Source organism: Congregibacter sp., assembly GCF_965662665.1.
Classification (GTDB): domain Bacteria; phylum Pseudomonadota; class Gammaproteobacteria; order Pseudomonadales; family Halieaceae; genus Congregibacter.
Genome location: NZ_CBFIIF010000016.1, coordinates 56,060 through 70,506, shown reverse-complemented (window position 1 = coordinate 70,506; position 14,447 = coordinate 56,060). Strand labels below are relative to the sequence as shown.

Genomic DNA, 14,447 nt, shown 5'->3' with positions numbered 1-14,447 from the left:
GACGTTTACAACAAGCAAAAGATTTTTGCTGACGGCATCGTGCCCCCCGAGACAGTGTTGGAGTCCACGAACTTCAAAGAGCAATGTATGGGCGCCTCGCCGCGCTTCGGTGTCTGGGCCAATATCTGCGGTTCGGATTTGGTGCGTGACGGTGACGGTCACTTTTATGTGCTGGAGGACAATCTTCGCGTGCCCTCAGGGGTCTCCTATATGGTGGAGAATCGGGAAATCACCAAGCGGGTGCTTCCGGAGATTTTCGAAAACTACAGTATTCTTCCCGTAGACGATTACCCCTCTCAGCTCTACAGCATGCTCGCGGCGCTATCGCCCCGAGACCGCAAGCGCCCGGTGATCGTGGTACTTACCCCCGGCATCTATAACTCCGCCTACTTTGAGCATGCCTTTTTGGCCCAGGGTATGGGGGCAGAGCTGGTTGAAGGTGCGGATCTCTTTGTTGGCGATGACGATTGCGTATACATGCGTACCGTGGATGGTCCGGTACAGGTTGATGTGATTTATCGCCGCATCGATGAGGACTTTATGGACCCGGAGGTTTTTCGCGAGGATTCAGCGCTGGGAGTGCCTGGGCTTATGCGTTCCTGGCTAAAGGGCAAGGTCGGTATTGCGAACGCGCCCGGATCGGGAGTGGCCGACGACAAGGTGGTTTACGCCTTTGTTCCAGACATGATTCGCTATTATCTGAATGAGAAGCCCCTCATTCGCAGCGTGCCCACCTATCTGTGTATGCGCGAAAAAGATCGCGAGTATGTCCTCAATAACCTCGAGAAACTGGTGGTGAAGCCGGCCAACGAGTCCGGTGGTTACGGCATTATGGTCGGTCCCCATGCCGACAAGGCGACGCACCGTAAGTTTGCCAAGCTGATAGAAAAAGACCCGCGCAACTATATCGCTCAACCGACCCTGGCACTGTCCACAGCGCCTACCTATATTGGCGAGGAGATAAAGCCCCGGCATCTTGATTTACGCCCCTTCATTTTACAGAGCCGCGATACCTGGGTTACACCCGGCGGGCTCACGCGCGTTGCCATGGTAGAGGGGTCTCTGGTGGTGAACTCGTCGCAAGGGGGCGGCAGTAAAGACACCTGGATTGTGGAGGGCCGGCTATGATTATGCTTTCCAGAGTTGCCGAGCGGGTGTACTGGATGGCTCGCTACATCGAACGCGCCGAAGATACTGCACGTTTGGTCGCTGCCTATAATCACTTGGTCATGGATATCCCGAGAGGTTCCCAGCCTGGTTGGGAAATACTCGTGCGTATTCTGGACGCCGACCCCGTGTTCGACGAGTGGTTCAATGTACGTAACGAGCAAAATGTTCTGCGTCTGTTGATTGGCGAAGCAGATGCCGCGTGTAGCATTCCCTATGCGGTGAAAGCCGCTCGGGAGAACGTGCGCACGACGCGAGATGTCCTTCCGGATGAGGTCTGGGAGCTGGTCAACGAGTTGTACCTGTATACCGCCGATGCTTCGGAGCACTCCGTGGGGCGCAGGAATCGCCAGCAGTATCTCGAGCAGGTTATTCAGCGCTGTCAGGTGATCAACGGTGTGCTGCGCAGTACGCTCTGTCGCGACCACAGCTACCGTTTTATCAAGCTTGGGCAACTCCTTGAGCGCGCAGACATGACAACGCGGATTATTGATGTGGGCGCTTCGGATTTTCTGGAGCGTGAGGGGGCCGCTCAGGGTATTGAGCATCTGTTGTGGGGTACTTTGCTCAAGTCTATGTCGGCTCTGGGTGCCTATCGCCGGATGATTGGTCCCCAGGTAGAAAAAAACGCGGCGGTGGATTTTGTGTTCATGGAGTCGACCTTTCCTCGTTCGGCGCGTTTCTGCATTCGGGGTATCCGCGAGGAGCTGGGTCCGTTGAGTAACAACAAAGCTGCGCTTCGCGTGGTGGAGCGTACCCGTCGCAAGTTACGGGGTTTTGAGTCCATAGAATTTGATCAAAGTGCCCTGCATGCCTATATCGATGAGTTACAGCTCCTGATCAGCGATCTTCATCAGGCTATTTACGAAAGCTGGTTTCATAGCGACGCAGGATGAGACGATTTGTCTGTGATTGCGGTAGTCCGGTCTATTTCGAAAACGACTTCTGCATAAATTGCCGATCTGCGCTGGGCTACGATCCTCTTCGCGCTGATTTGATTACCCTCGCCGACTGGGGAGGGGGCGTGTTTCGCGATTTGCAGGGAAATGCCTTTCGATACTGCTCAAATGGAGAAGATTTTGGCGTTTGCAACTGGTTGCGCCCGGCAGACTCTCCGAGCCAGTTTTGCAAGGCCTGCCAGTTTAATCGCACTATTCCGGATCAGACCCGCGCAGAAAACAAGGAGCGTTGGCTGGTATTGGAACGTGGGAAAAAACGTCTCTTCTATACTCTGGCGCAGCTCAATCTTCCTCTGCTGAGCGGTTGGGCTGATCCTCAGCGCGGTTTGTTGCTGGACTTTATTGAGGACGCACGAACCTCCGACAAGTATCCCGAGACCTTCGTGTCTACGGGATATCTTGGGGGTGTCATTACTATAAATGCCGTGGAGGCGGATGACGTGGCCCGCGCGACGGTGCAGGACGAACTGGGCGAGAGTTACCGGACGGTACTGGGGCATTTGCGTCACGAGTCAGGGCACTACTACTGGTCTCTTATGAATCCGGAGCCAATGCTCCTTGCGGAGTTTCGTCAGGTATTCGGCGATGAGCGTAAGAATTACCAGGCAGCACTGGATGCCCACTATCAAAATGGACCGGCTCTGCGATGGCGGGAGCGATTTATCAGCGCCTACGCCAGTTCCCATCCGAGCGAAGACTGGGCGGAGTGTTGGGGACACTATCTACATATTTATGATGCTTTGGATACGGCGTGTTCCCATCGACTTCTGGATCGATCGCCAGAATCCATGTCGATGTCGGAGCGCTTGAGGGCCTGGTCAAAGGTAAGTTTGATGCTCAACGAACTCAATCGCAGCGTAGGGCGCGGCGATGCCTATCCTTTTGTGATTAACGAAGTCGTGGCTGAGAAGCTCGAGCTTATTGATCTGGCGATGGATCGACTTCGAACACTGCACTGAGCGACGGGAGATTCTCGAAAGCCAGACGGATATTATCGTCCCAACTCTGACGGAGGTCCGCCAGATAAGGATGGCCCTCTTCCAGAATGCAATATTCTTCATGGGGCAGCAGGCTGTCCTTGCGGTAAAAGAGACACTCCAGAGGGGGGCCTACGGTGGCGTTGGAGCGCATCGTTGAGTCCACCGATACCAGGGCGCAGCGCATGGCCGTTTCTACGGGAGTGTCGCTCCTGATAATTCTGTCCAGAATCGGCTTACCGTATTTGGTCTCACCAATCTGAAGATAGGGGTACAGGTCTGAGGCAGTAATGTGATTGCCTTCGGGGTAGATCATGTACAGCTCGGGCGCATGGCCCTTAATCTGCCCACCGAGAATAAAGGTCGCGCTGGCATTAAACCCAGCGTTAGGGCCGCCTTTCTTGGCGTACTTCTGCTGCTCCTTAAGACTGATCTCGCCGATGTAGTCAGCAACGTCACTGACGTAGCGCGCGTTGAATATATTGACCTCGGTATCTTCTTCCAAATCCCGCTGAATTTGCGCAATCACCGCTTGGCTCGTTGCCAGATTGCCGGCGGTGAGAATCACCATGGACCGCTCGTAGGGCACGGAGAAGCGATGCATTTTGCTGTATTTGCTTACGCGGTCTGGTCCGGCGTTTGTTCGGGAGTCGGAGCAAAACACCAGTCCTTCCTCCAGCGCGATGGCGAGGCAATAGGTCATGAAGTAGCGTCAATGAGTTTCTGCGAATGAGGCTGGGGAATATAACAAATATTGCGCGCCTGGCACCCTTGACGTAATGCGTTAAGCTCTGCTCCGATTGTGTTTTTTATGGGGCGTCAGCGTTGAGACGAATAGAGCTAGAGCTAAAGAGGCTAGGGATATGAGGCTTTTACAGCCGTCTTGCACAGTTTTTGCGCTGGGCTTGCTGGGCTTATCGACGGTCGTGCAGGCGCAGGAGCTCGTCCCCCGGGCTTTTTGGCCCACCCCCGTGGGCACCAATGTCGTTTCCTTAAGTTACCAACATAGTCGTGGGGATATCATCGTAGATCAGTCACTGCCAGTGACGGGCGTCGATTCAAGTATCGATTATCTGCAGTTTAGTTATCAGCGAACCCTTGATGTGGCAGGTAGGACCGCAAATGTATCGCTGGTGCAGCTCGTCTCAGACGGAAAGACCCAGGGTATGGTAGACGATGAACCTATTACCCGGCGGACCGTGGGCATGGGCGATACCACCGTAAGGTTTGCATTCAATTTGGCCGGAGCGCCGGCCATGGACCTCGAAGCATTTGCGGCAATGCGCGCCAATCCTAAGCCCATAGTCGGCATAAGTCTCAGTGTTACAGCGCCTACGGGAGATTATGATAGGGATCGGGTAATCAACCTTGGAGGAAATCGCTGGGCTATCAAACCGGGTTTGGGCGTCATTTACCCCCTGAATTCTGACTGGCTCCTGGAAGGTGAATTGTCCACTACGTTCTTTCAGGACAACGATGACTTTCTGGGATCAACCCGCGAACAGGAGCCTATTACCAATGCGCAGTTACACCTGATCAGGCGTTTCTCGCGCGGCTTTTGGGCGGCTTTGGATGCCAACTTTTATGTTGGCGGCCGGACCCGGATCGAGGGCTCAAGAAACCAGGACCTGCAGCGCAACTCGCGTCTCGGAGCTACTTTGGTGTTTCCCCTTGCACAGGGCCATACCTTGCGATTAAGCACATCGACCGGCACCGTCACAAGAAGTGGTGGCGACTACGATTTGTTTTCGCTGTCCTGGATACACGCGTTTTAGGCTTATGGCGCTAGTCTACTACCAGGCATAGCCCAAGCGAAAACGGTAGGTCTGATCCAGCTCTTCGGTGCCCGCCACCGCGCCCGAGTTGTAGTCGAGTACCACCTCAGTTGCGCCTTGTATTTGCCCCAGCAGCGGAAACGCCAATCCCACGGTGGTGTTAAGTATCAGGTTGTTTCGGTCGGCGAGGTTTTTGACGCCTTTGTGATCGACGTAGAGGCGGGAGGCAGCGCCAAAGTACTGACTTTCGGAGCGCACGCTCCAGGTGAGACCAACATAATTTCGATCCTCTGCGCTCCCAAAGTTTTCATTGACCTGCGAGAGCCCTGTTTCGAGCTCTAGTACAAACGGCGTTCCTACCAGCAGGCTGCGGCCCAGGTAGGGACCAATGGCGGTGCGCAGATCCAGGTCGGCAAAGCGGTTTTCTTCCGCAGAGGCGGAGAGCCCCCAGTAGTAGTCGCCGGTTTGAAAACGGTCATACTTGCCACTGACCATCCAGTTTTCGGTGTTGCGCTCGCGGTTGGCTTCGCGAACCTCGCCTTCCAGTTTGACCGTGTAACGATCTTTGAGGCCGCTCCAGCGCGTATCTACCTTGTAATCGAATTCGTCTAGCACGGTATTGCCACGCTGCAGCGAAAAAGCAGTGCTCGCCAGACCCGTGTGTCGATAACCCCGGCCGAGCTCCCAGGGCTCGGGATTGATACGCATGAGCTCGTCAAGAGCATAGCTGGTCTGACCCCGGGTGGTGAGACTTAGGGTCCTGTTGTCTACAACCAGATTGTCGGTCTCCAGTATCGCGCCATCTTTCATCTGCAATGTCACGGTGGAGGCAACATCCATGGCGACGATATTGCTTTTGTCGATAGTCAGCATGCCGGCAAAGTCTGTATCAATCATAACTTTGCCGTTATCGGCATCGTGAAAACTGCCGATGATGACAGAACCATTGACCAACTCGATACGATCGACGTTGGCCTGTGCTTGCAGGCTCGTCAAAAACAGACAGGTGAGTGCAGCGCAGTGAAGACAGGCGATGCTGCTCCTGATAAAAGGGGAAAGTCGAAGCATGGCGATGGGAGCGAAGTCCTAAGAATGCGTAAAGGCGCGAATTCTAGGGACTTCGGGGCTTACAGGCCAGCGGCTCCGGAAGTTTTTGACTAAGGCGTCTCGTTAAGAGCCTATTGTCTGCTCAGGATCTTGCGAATATCGCTGTCATCTCCGGTCAACTGCCAGTGCACGAGAGAAATGGGCACACTCCCGGCGTCGCGCAATTCTTTGAAGAACATCGAGAGCGAGTAGTCTTTCCCTGCAGCTGACATCTGCTGCGTGCGTTTTGCCAGCAGTCGCTCTAGAAGATACTTGCCGGTGACGTAGCTGGTGCCGTAACCCGGCTGGCGGAGATAAAGATGCTGTTCAAACTTCAGTAGTTCCGGCTCGTTACTCATCCAGCCGCGGGGGGTCCATTCCACGTGCACCGTGCCGGCTTCGGCCATGGTCATTTCATTGGCGTGGGCCTTGAGCGAACCCAGTCCTCGCGCGGCGCGCTGTGCGAGCATGATCCACACCAGCTCCCGAGATCGTGGACTCTCCTCATAAAGTCCTGCATGCATAAACATCTCTTCCACGCCGGTCGCTGTGCCCTCATTGCGGCTGTCAAAAATGTTGTAGAGCACAGGTCCCCGTCGGATCGGACTGGGGTGTGGAAACTCCTGTATCTCGGCTAGATCAAACCAGTGGTAAAAGTGAGAGAGGAGGGGGCGGGGGTCGTAATGGGTAGCGATAGTAAAGAAGTTGCGAGTCTCTTTTGGCTCGTATCCGCCCAGGTGCGCCACCAGTTCTTCAGCCATGTAATCCCGCATAGGAAGGACCTCTTCCTCGGCAAACCAGCGCAACATTTGCTCTGAGGTGCTCTTTACCAGCGCGTCATAGGCTTCGGGGCTATCAACCGCTTCCTGGGCTGGCAAATGGCGATTGCGGTGTTCTTCAAGTTTGAGTGAAGACCAGGAGCGATCAAGTTCGCGCTCGAGGAGCAAGGTCTCTTCTTTAAAGTCGATGGGTAGATAGTGCACCTGTGACTGGTACCAGCTGTAGTCATCAATGCCGATGCCCGAAGGCCCGGTTTTGTTGGGTGCCTGGGCTTGAAGCCAGCCCACTAGCTCGGCGGTGGCAGCGCTGGCGTTGTCCAGCGCGCTGTTGAGATCCGAGCTAAGGTCCTCACCCGCTTTTTCGCGGATAACATTGATCATCTCGCCCTGATCCTGAATATTGCGGATGCCCGCGACCCACAGGTCTCTTGCATTGCCCGTTAGATTCATCTGCGCTTGTTTCATCAGCGGTGGAATGACCTTTAACTCACGAATCAGGCGCTGTTCCTCTTTTCGCGTGAGCGGAAACTCGTAGGTCCACAGTTCGAGGATTGCGTGATGGGTCGGGCCTTCGTGGGCAGGTACATCGCTGCGGTAGTTCCAGATGGTCTGGTAGAACGCCGGATCTCTAACCCAGGGTTGAAGTACCCGATGATTAAAGTCGAAGCCGTTCATTTCGGCGCGCAGCACATGCCAGTCCACTTGCTGCTCGATTGACCACTCGCTCGTGTCTATATCGTTCAATCGGTTTTGCAGCGCTGGGAGTTCCCCGTGAGCTTTTTCAAAGCGCACTGCGGTGTAGTCGGGAGCACCATTGAGCAGGGGCGGTGCCTCAAAAGCTCGCCAGTCGTCAAACAGGTCTACGAGTTCATCGTAGCTGCTGGCGGCTGCCAATTGGCTACCCATAAGCACTATTGCCGCGGCGCAAATCGCTACTGCTCTGCGTGTGCTCAGCTTTAAGGTGGGTTCTATAGATTTGTACATGCAATTTTCCTCGAACCTGTCGCGTTCCCTAAAACACCGCAAACGATACCGTGCGGTGACGTCTGGCTTTAGGACGCGGAGTGTTAATGAGTGAAGTTGGTGTTGGATGTTAGTCCACTATGCGTTGCAGTGCACCACTGACGTGTACTCCTCGGGTATGGGACGGCTCTAAGGAGGGCATTACTTTGGCTTATTTGCTCGGGAAGCTTGCTGTGCAGCAGGGCAGCCTGGATTCTGCGAGAATCCACGCATGAACGCAGCAGACTCAAGCTCCGACATCGACCCCCGCTACGATCCTGTCGATGGACCGGTAGTGGCCACCTTTATTCGCTACGCAGTTCCCTCGGTCCTCGGAATGTTGGCGGTGACCTCGGCGGGTATTATTGACGGTATCTTCATCGGCAACTTCGTGGGCGCAAATGCTCTGGCTGCCGTGAATCTTGCGCAACCCGCCTGGGCTGCCTTTGCTGCTATCGTTTTCATGCTGGCGGTGGGTGGGTCGGTGATGTGCGGTCGCTTTCTCGGACAGAAAGATGTCATCGCCGCGTCCTCGATCTTTACCCGGACCTTTGTTGCAGCTGTTGGAATGGGCATCCTGATAGCGGGCTGTGGCCTGATTTTCCTCAACGATTTAGTGCGACTGCTGGGTGCTACAGAGATAGTGCGCCCCTTGGTCACAGAGTACATGCGCATCGTCCTGCTCTTTGCGCCTGTATTCGTTGCGGCACTTACCCTTGATTACTTTGTGCGCGCTGATGGCAGGCCCGTCCTCGCTGCGGTAGGGCTTGTGGCCTTCGCAGGCACCAATATTGCGCTGAATACGCTTTTTATCGTTTATCTTGGTTGGGGTATCGCAGGTGCCGCCTGGGCCTCGGCGCTAGCGGAGTTTGCTATCTTTTTGATTCTGTTGTCGCACTGGTTTCACCCCAAATGCTCGTTGAAACTCACACTGGCGCGTGGGCGATGGGCGGATATCGCAAAGGCCGCGTGGAACGGCTTTTCTGAGTTCATCAATGAGATGTCGGTAGGGTTGGTGGTGCTGTTTTTTAATTGGGTGATGATTACCCGTCAGGGGGTAGAGGGTGTGGCGGCCTACACCATCATTACCTACCTCATGATGATTGGTCTGGAAGTGAGTTACGGCATCTCCGAATCGCTGCAGCCAACCATCAGTAGAAATCTGGGTGCTCAAAAGCCCCAGAGAATCCGTAAGTTTTTGCTTACAGCGGTATGCGCGGCGTTTTCCGTTGGACTGTTGGTGTCGATTTTGTTGCTCGCCCTCCCTGAGCAGATGATCGGATTATTTTTGCGCTCCGATGAGCAGGCGACCGCGGTTATTGCCCTGCTGTTTATAAGCTATTTTTGGCCCACGTTTCTCTTAAACGGTACCAATATCACACTGGCGAGCTATTTCACGGCTCTCCATCGACCCGTACCGTCGGCACTTATCGCTATTAGCAGGAGCCTTGTTCTTCCCGGTATAGGTTTGCTATTGCTGCCCCTATGGTTTGGCGATGCGGGCGTGTATCTTGCAATTCCACTCGCGGAATTGCTGACCTTGGTTCTCGCCGTGATTTTGGTGTTTAGGATCAATCCGCTTGCCGCAGCGGCGACTGAAGACAAGCTCAGCTAAGGTAAAAGAGAGGCTCTATGGGATCGTCTGACAAAACTCGTAATAAGGGACCCGTTGAGCCGGCAACTATTACCCGCCGCGACTTTCTTCATGACGTGAGTCTTGCGTCGCTTGCTATGGCAGTCCCCGGTTTTGCAACAACTGTCGCCGCGGCCACGGCAGAGAGCGGACGAGTCGGCCCGACGCAAGCAACTTACTATCCGCCGACGCGCACGGGGATGCGCGGTGCCCACGCAGGGGCCTTCGAAGTTGCCCATGAGTTAGCGCGAGAAGGGAAGGCTTTTGATAACCCCAAAGTGTTGGATGAGCACTACGACCTTGTGATTGTAGGCGCGGGTATCAGTGGTCTGGCCACGGCCTACTTTTATCGCCAGCAGCATGGGCCAGACAGCAAAATTCTGTTGCTGGACAATCACGATGACTTTGGGGGTCATGCGAAGCGCAACGAATTCCATGAGGGGGAGACCATGCGTCTTGCCTGGGGCGGTACGGTCAATATTGAGTATCCGAAGTACAGCGACGAGGGGATGAAGCTTCTTAATGAGTTGGGCATTGATATTTCCCGCTTGCTTGAGAACTTCGACTACAACTGGGCAGACAATGGTACTGGGCTCTCCAGTGCTATCTGGTTTGATAGCGATACTTACGGTGAGGATGTGTTGATTCCTGAGGCCGGGTTTCGATCTTTTTCACCGGAGCTGCTGCTGAGTGCTCTTCCACGCATGCCGTTATCCCAGTCCGCGAAGACTGCTCTGGAGCGTTTTTTGAGTTCTCAGGATGATGCGCTGCCGGGCTTAACGCCCAAAGAGCGCAGCGCCTATACGCGGCAAACTCGCTATGCCGATTTCCTTAGGGATAAGGGCGGCCTCCCTGACGAGGCTATTCAACTGTTCAGTAATGCCACTATGGGTGGTTGGGGGATCCGGGCTGACGATCTCTCTGTCGCTGAGTGCCTGGAGAGCGGTATGCCGGGTTTGCATGTACTGGGTCTACCCGACGAAGAAGGATTAGATGATGAGTACCGCTCTGCGATGTTCCCCGATGGAAATTCCTCCATCGCCCGACTTTTGGTGAATTCGCTCATCCCCGGCAGCTTCCCGGATATGACCGCAGCGAGTGATCCTTTCGATATTGTTACCGAGAGGCTGGACTATGGTGAACTCGATAAGCCGAGTTCGCCCCTGCGATTGCGTCTGAATTCTACGGTGGTAGGAGTGCGCAATCGGGGCGCAGAGGACAGCGTGGATGTGAAATTTGTGCGCGATGGAGAGCTTGTTCAGTTGAGCGGCGATCAGTGCGTTCTGGCGTGTTACAACCGAATCATTCCGCACCTGTGTCCCGAACTGCCGGAAACTCAAAAGGCGGCCCTCGCCGAGTGTATTAAGCGTCCTATGGTGTGCGTCAATGTGCTTTTAAAGAATGGGCGCGCTGTGCAAAAATCCGGTGTTTGTCAGGCCTATCTACCCGGTCGAATGCTGCAACTGGTTAACCTGGCGTCGGGCATCAATACGGGCTCCTATGATGGCGCATGGAATCCTGAAGAGCCTTGTGTACTGCACTTCTTTGCAGCGATGGGAGCAGAGCAGCCCGAGGGATTGACCATCAGTCAGCAGAATCAGGCGGGACGTATGCGTTTACTGCAACTGGACTTCGCGGATTTTGAGAACGAAGTGCACACGGTGTTGAGCGGCATATGGGGAAGTGCAGGGCTTGACCCAGAAACGGACATACAGGCAATCACAGTCAATCGTTGGCCGCATGGTTATGCTCGGGATCTCGCCGATCTTGAGGATCCGCAGTGGTTGGCAAGTCCCGGTCCTTACGAGATTGGGCGCCAGACCTTTGGCAATATCGCGATTGCGAATTCCGACGCGGGCGCAGATGCCTACACCCATACCGCGATCGATCAGGCCTGGCGCGCTGTTCAAGAACTGCCTGCTCGGAGCTAAGCATGTCTTCGCGGCTCGTTGTTAAAGATCATCAGCGGAACTCCAGTGAGCGCCCGCTTTCTGGCTGGCAGCGCCGTATGGGTCGATGGTGCGCGGCTACTGTGCTCTTGTGCACGGTCTCATTGGGTCAGACGCTGCACGCCCAGGAGGCCGCCATTGCGTCACCGGAGCCGCATGCAACGGAGATAGGTTTGGCGGTACTCCGTCAGGGCGGCAACGCGGTCGATGCGGCAACGGCCGTTGCCTTTGCCCTCGCTGTCACCTTCCCCGAGGCGGGCAATATAGGCGGCGGCGGCTTTATGACGCTCTATGTCGATGACAAGCCGGAGTTTCTGGACTATCGGGAAGTGGCACCCGCGGCGGCGTTTCGGGATATGTATCTTGATGAAGCTGGATCAGTAGACCCGGATGCGAGTATCAATGGACATCGCGCAGTGGGCGTGCCGGGTACCGTAGCCGGGTTCTGGGCTGCACATAGTCGTTATGGTGTGCTGCCCTGGCGCTCTCTCCTTCAACCGGCAATAGAGCTTGCTGAAGAGGGCTTTGTGATTCCTCAAAGTTTCATTGAGGAAGTCGACTACGAGCGCGAGCGTCTCAGGTCGATCCCTGGGTTCGCTGACTACTTTGGGCGAGCGAAAGTGGGGGAGCGATTTGTACAAGCTGAGCTTGCGAATACTCTCAAACGTATCGCGGACCAGGGCGCCAAGGAATTCTATGAGGGAGAAACCGCAGGCTTGATGGCTGCGGAAATGCAGCGTGGAGGAGGCCTGATTACCGAGGCCGATCTAGCGTCCTATGAAGTCCGCTGGCGCGCACCACTGACCCTTGATTGGCACGGCTATCAAATCATCACCGCGCCTCTGCCGAGTTCCGGGGGGCTGGCCATCTTCCAATACCTGCAAATGAAAGACTTGCTGAGCGATGAATTTGCCGGTCTGGCTCATAATTCCGCCCAGTACATTCATCTGAAGTCGGAAATCGAAAAACGCATATTTGCCGACCGCGCCAGCTTTCTGGGAGATGCAGACTTTGTGGACGTACCTCTGGCCGCGCTCCTCGATAAAGATCGCATCCGAGCGCGCGCTGCTGAGGTACAGGCGTCGTCTATTTCGCCGACGCTACTTGCAGAGCCTGTCCTTGAGCCCATGCATACAACGCACTTTTCTATTTTGGACGCCGAAGGTAACGCGGTGTCCAATACCTACACACTTAACACCAGTTTTGGCTCGGGCGTGATGGTGCCTGGGGCAGGGTTTCTGCTGAACAACGAAATGGATGATTTCTCCGCGGCGCCTAATCAACCCAATTATTACGGCGTGATCGGCGATGAAGCCAATGCCATAGCACCGGGAAAGCGTATGCTTTCGTCCATGTCGCCGACCTTACTGTTGCGCGATGACCATGTTGCAATGGCGTTGGGAGCCATGGGTGGCTCGACGATTTTCACCACCGTGTATCAGATCATCAGCAACATTATTGAGTTCGGGATGTCTGCGGAAGAAGCGCAGGCCGCAACGCGTGTGCACCATCAATTGCTACCTAAGGACCTTATTACCTATTCGCCCACAACCCCTTTGTCAGCGAAGACGATTCAGGCTTTGTCGGATCGCGGTTATCGGGTGGAGCCGCATTTCTTTGAGTACGGCAATGTGCAGTTGATCTGGCGTAATGACGACGGCGTGTTGAGCGCGGTGTCTGATCCGCGCTTTGGTGGTACGAGCGCGGTAATCAGGCTCCCAGACGATCAATAGTCTCGACGATATCGGCTTTTGTGGTGAGCGGGTTAATGATGCACAGGCGCAGCACTGTGCGTCCTTTGAGCTTGGTGGTTGTGGCGCAGGCAAAGCCGGACTCTGACAGGGAGTTAGCCCGACGTTCGTGCTCATCACCTGACGCTCCGCGCAGGGCAAAGCAGACAATCCCGATCTGCGCCGGGGTAACCACTTCCCAGCGCTGGGAGTTCTGACGCAAATAATCCTCGGCGAACTCTGTGAGATCAATGCTGTAGTCGATGGCGTCACGAAACTTCGCAATGCCGTAGGTGCGCAAGCTAAACCACAGTTTGAGAGCCCGGGAGCGGCGTGTCAGTTCAAAACCGCGATTGCGAAAGTCCGGGGCATCGTCACCGCCACTAACATCCTTGAGATACTCCGGGTTCATGTTAAAGCATGGCTCAAGAACACCGGGCCTGATCAACAGGCAGCCGACGTCATAGGGCTGAAAGAACCACTTGTGAGGATCCAGGGTTAAAGAGTCTGCCCGGCTCATGCCTGCAAGACGACCGGCGCCTCGTTGGGTGAGCGCAGCAGGAGCGCCATAGGCGCCGTCGATATGCAGCCAAAGCCGGTGCTCTTCGCAGAGGTCCGCCAGCTCGTGGAGGGGGTCGATGGCGCCAGTGTTGGTGCTTCCCGCCGTGGCAATAACCATCATGGGTTTGAGTCCCGTTTGTTTATCGGCTGCGATGGCATTCTGGACGGCCTTTGCCGTTAGTGTGTGATCAGCGTCACTCTCCAGTACCCGTAGTTCGTTATCGGAAAACCCCAGGCTTCGTAGGGCGCGAAGTATCGAAGCGTGGGTTTGATCGCTGAGATATACACAGCCTTGGCCTCGACAAGCGCGTACGGCTGCAATGGCCGTCAGGCTGGCCTGTGAGCCGCCGCTCACCAAAATGCCTTCGGTATCCTCAGGCAAGTCCATAAGCTGCCGGAGCCAGTCGATTACGACAAGCTCGACGGCAGACGGACCGGCACCGCCAGGCCAGGACGCAGCAATGGTATTGAATCCAACTCCGAGCCACTCACCGATAATGGCCGCGAAAGAACTGGGGCCGGGGACCCTGGCAAAATAGCGGGGATGATCGCCGTGTTGCTGGTTGCGAAGCGCAGAGTGCATCAATAGATCAAAGGAGGCTTCTGAAGGCTGCGGATTTTCCGGTAGAGCACCTCCCAGTGCAGCGAGCAAGGACTCGGGGTCTTCACAGGCTATTGCGGCTTCACTGTGTTTGTTTTCTAGATGCTCAATGACCGCATCCACCGCCGCATAACCCAAGCGTCGCATTTCATCTGCATCCATACCAAGCGTGTCGGCAGGATAGGGAGGGTTGTGGTCTTTCGAATTCATGCTGACCTCAGCGTCGAG

The 14,447-nt window shown here is 55.3% G+C and carries 11 protein-coding genes; 7 read left to right on the top strand and 4 right to left on the bottom strand.

Translation table 11 applies throughout. The features are described 5' to 3' along the window. The 3 genes from ACTG39_RS08680 to ACTG39_RS08670 all read left to right on the top strand — a co-directional run. A partial coding sequence (locus ACTG39_RS08680; RefSeq protein WP_439107148.1) for a circularly permuted type 2 ATP-grasp protein occupies positions 1-1,128 on the top strand: 1,128 nt, incomplete at its 5' end. Then, the gene (locus ACTG39_RS08675; RefSeq protein ID WP_439107147.1) at positions 1,125-2,063 is read left to right on the top strand and encodes an alpha-E domain-containing protein; all 939 of its coding nucleotides are present in this window, start codon (positions 1,125-1,127) and stop codon (positions 2,061-2,063) included. The genes ACTG39_RS08680 and ACTG39_RS08675, both read left to right, overlap by 4 nt. Next, positions 2,060-3,085 (top strand): zinc-binding metallopeptidase family protein, encoded by a 1,026-nt coding sequence (locus tag ACTG39_RS08670; RefSeq protein ID WP_439107146.1) that lies wholly within the window; start codon positions 2,060-2,062, stop codon positions 3,083-3,085. The genes ACTG39_RS08675 and ACTG39_RS08670 overlap by 4 nt, the downstream gene beginning before the upstream one ends. Here ACTG39_RS08670 and ACTG39_RS08665 read toward each other — a convergent pair. Next, positions 3,045-3,806: a proteasome-type protease gene (locus ACTG39_RS08665; RefSeq protein ID WP_439107145.1), complete on the bottom strand. Its 762-nt coding sequence runs from the start codon at positions 3,804-3,806 to the stop codon at positions 3,045-3,047. The two genes, ACTG39_RS08670 and ACTG39_RS08665, sit on opposite strands and share 41 nt — an antisense overlap. 160 nt (positions 3,807-3,966) lie before the next feature. Between ACTG39_RS08665 and ACTG39_RS08660 the strand changes: the two genes are divergently transcribed. Further along, the gene (locus ACTG39_RS08660) at positions 3,967-4,878 is read left to right on the top strand and encodes a transporter (RefSeq protein ID WP_439107144.1); all 912 of its coding nucleotides are present in this window, start codon (positions 3,967-3,969) and stop codon (positions 4,876-4,878) included. Between the two features lie 18 nt (positions 4,879-4,896). On the opposite strand, the gene ACTG39_RS08655 is transcribed toward ACTG39_RS08660, so the two are convergent. Next, on the bottom strand, positions 4,897-5,946 hold the full coding sequence (locus tag ACTG39_RS08655; protein WP_439107143.1) for a DUF481 domain-containing protein: 1,050 nt from the start codon (positions 5,944-5,946) through the stop codon (positions 4,897-4,899). Between the two features lie 110 nt (positions 5,947-6,056). Continuing rightward, the gene (locus tag ACTG39_RS08650; RefSeq protein ID WP_439107142.1) at positions 6,057-7,727 is read right to left on the bottom strand and encodes a hypothetical protein; all 1,671 of its coding nucleotides are present in this window, start codon (positions 7,725-7,727) and stop codon (positions 6,057-6,059) included. A gap of 250 nt (positions 7,728-7,977) precedes the next feature. On the opposite strand from ACTG39_RS08650, the gene ACTG39_RS08645 reads away from it, so the two are divergent. Genes ACTG39_RS08645 through ggt form a run of 3 tightly spaced genes read left to right on the top strand, consistent with a single transcriptional unit; the run spans position 7,978 to position 13,060 of the window. After that, entirely contained in the window at positions 7,978-9,360 is a 1,383-nt protein-coding gene (locus tag ACTG39_RS08645) for an MATE family efflux transporter (RefSeq protein WP_439107141.1), read from the top strand. Positions 9,361-9,377: 17 nt separating this feature from the next. Continuing rightward, on the top strand, positions 9,378-11,309 hold the full coding sequence (locus tag ACTG39_RS08640) for an NAD(P)-binding protein (RefSeq protein ID WP_439107140.1): 1,932 nt from the start codon (positions 9,378-9,380) through the stop codon (positions 11,307-11,309). Positions 11,310-11,311: 2 nt separating this feature from the next. Further along, positions 11,312-13,060, top strand: coding sequence for a gamma-glutamyltransferase (gene ggt / locus ACTG39_RS08635; RefSeq protein ID WP_439107139.1), 1,749 nt, complete (start codon positions 11,312-11,314; stop codon positions 13,058-13,060). On the opposite strand, the gene ACTG39_RS08630 is transcribed toward ggt, so the two are convergent. After that, positions 13,038-14,429: a pyridoxal phosphate-dependent decarboxylase family protein gene (locus ACTG39_RS08630; protein ID WP_439107138.1), complete on the bottom strand. Its 1,392-nt coding sequence runs from the start codon at positions 14,427-14,429 to the stop codon at positions 13,038-13,040. The genes ggt and ACTG39_RS08630 overlap by 23 nt on opposite strands. Positions 14,430-14,447 lie beyond the last annotated feature (18 nt).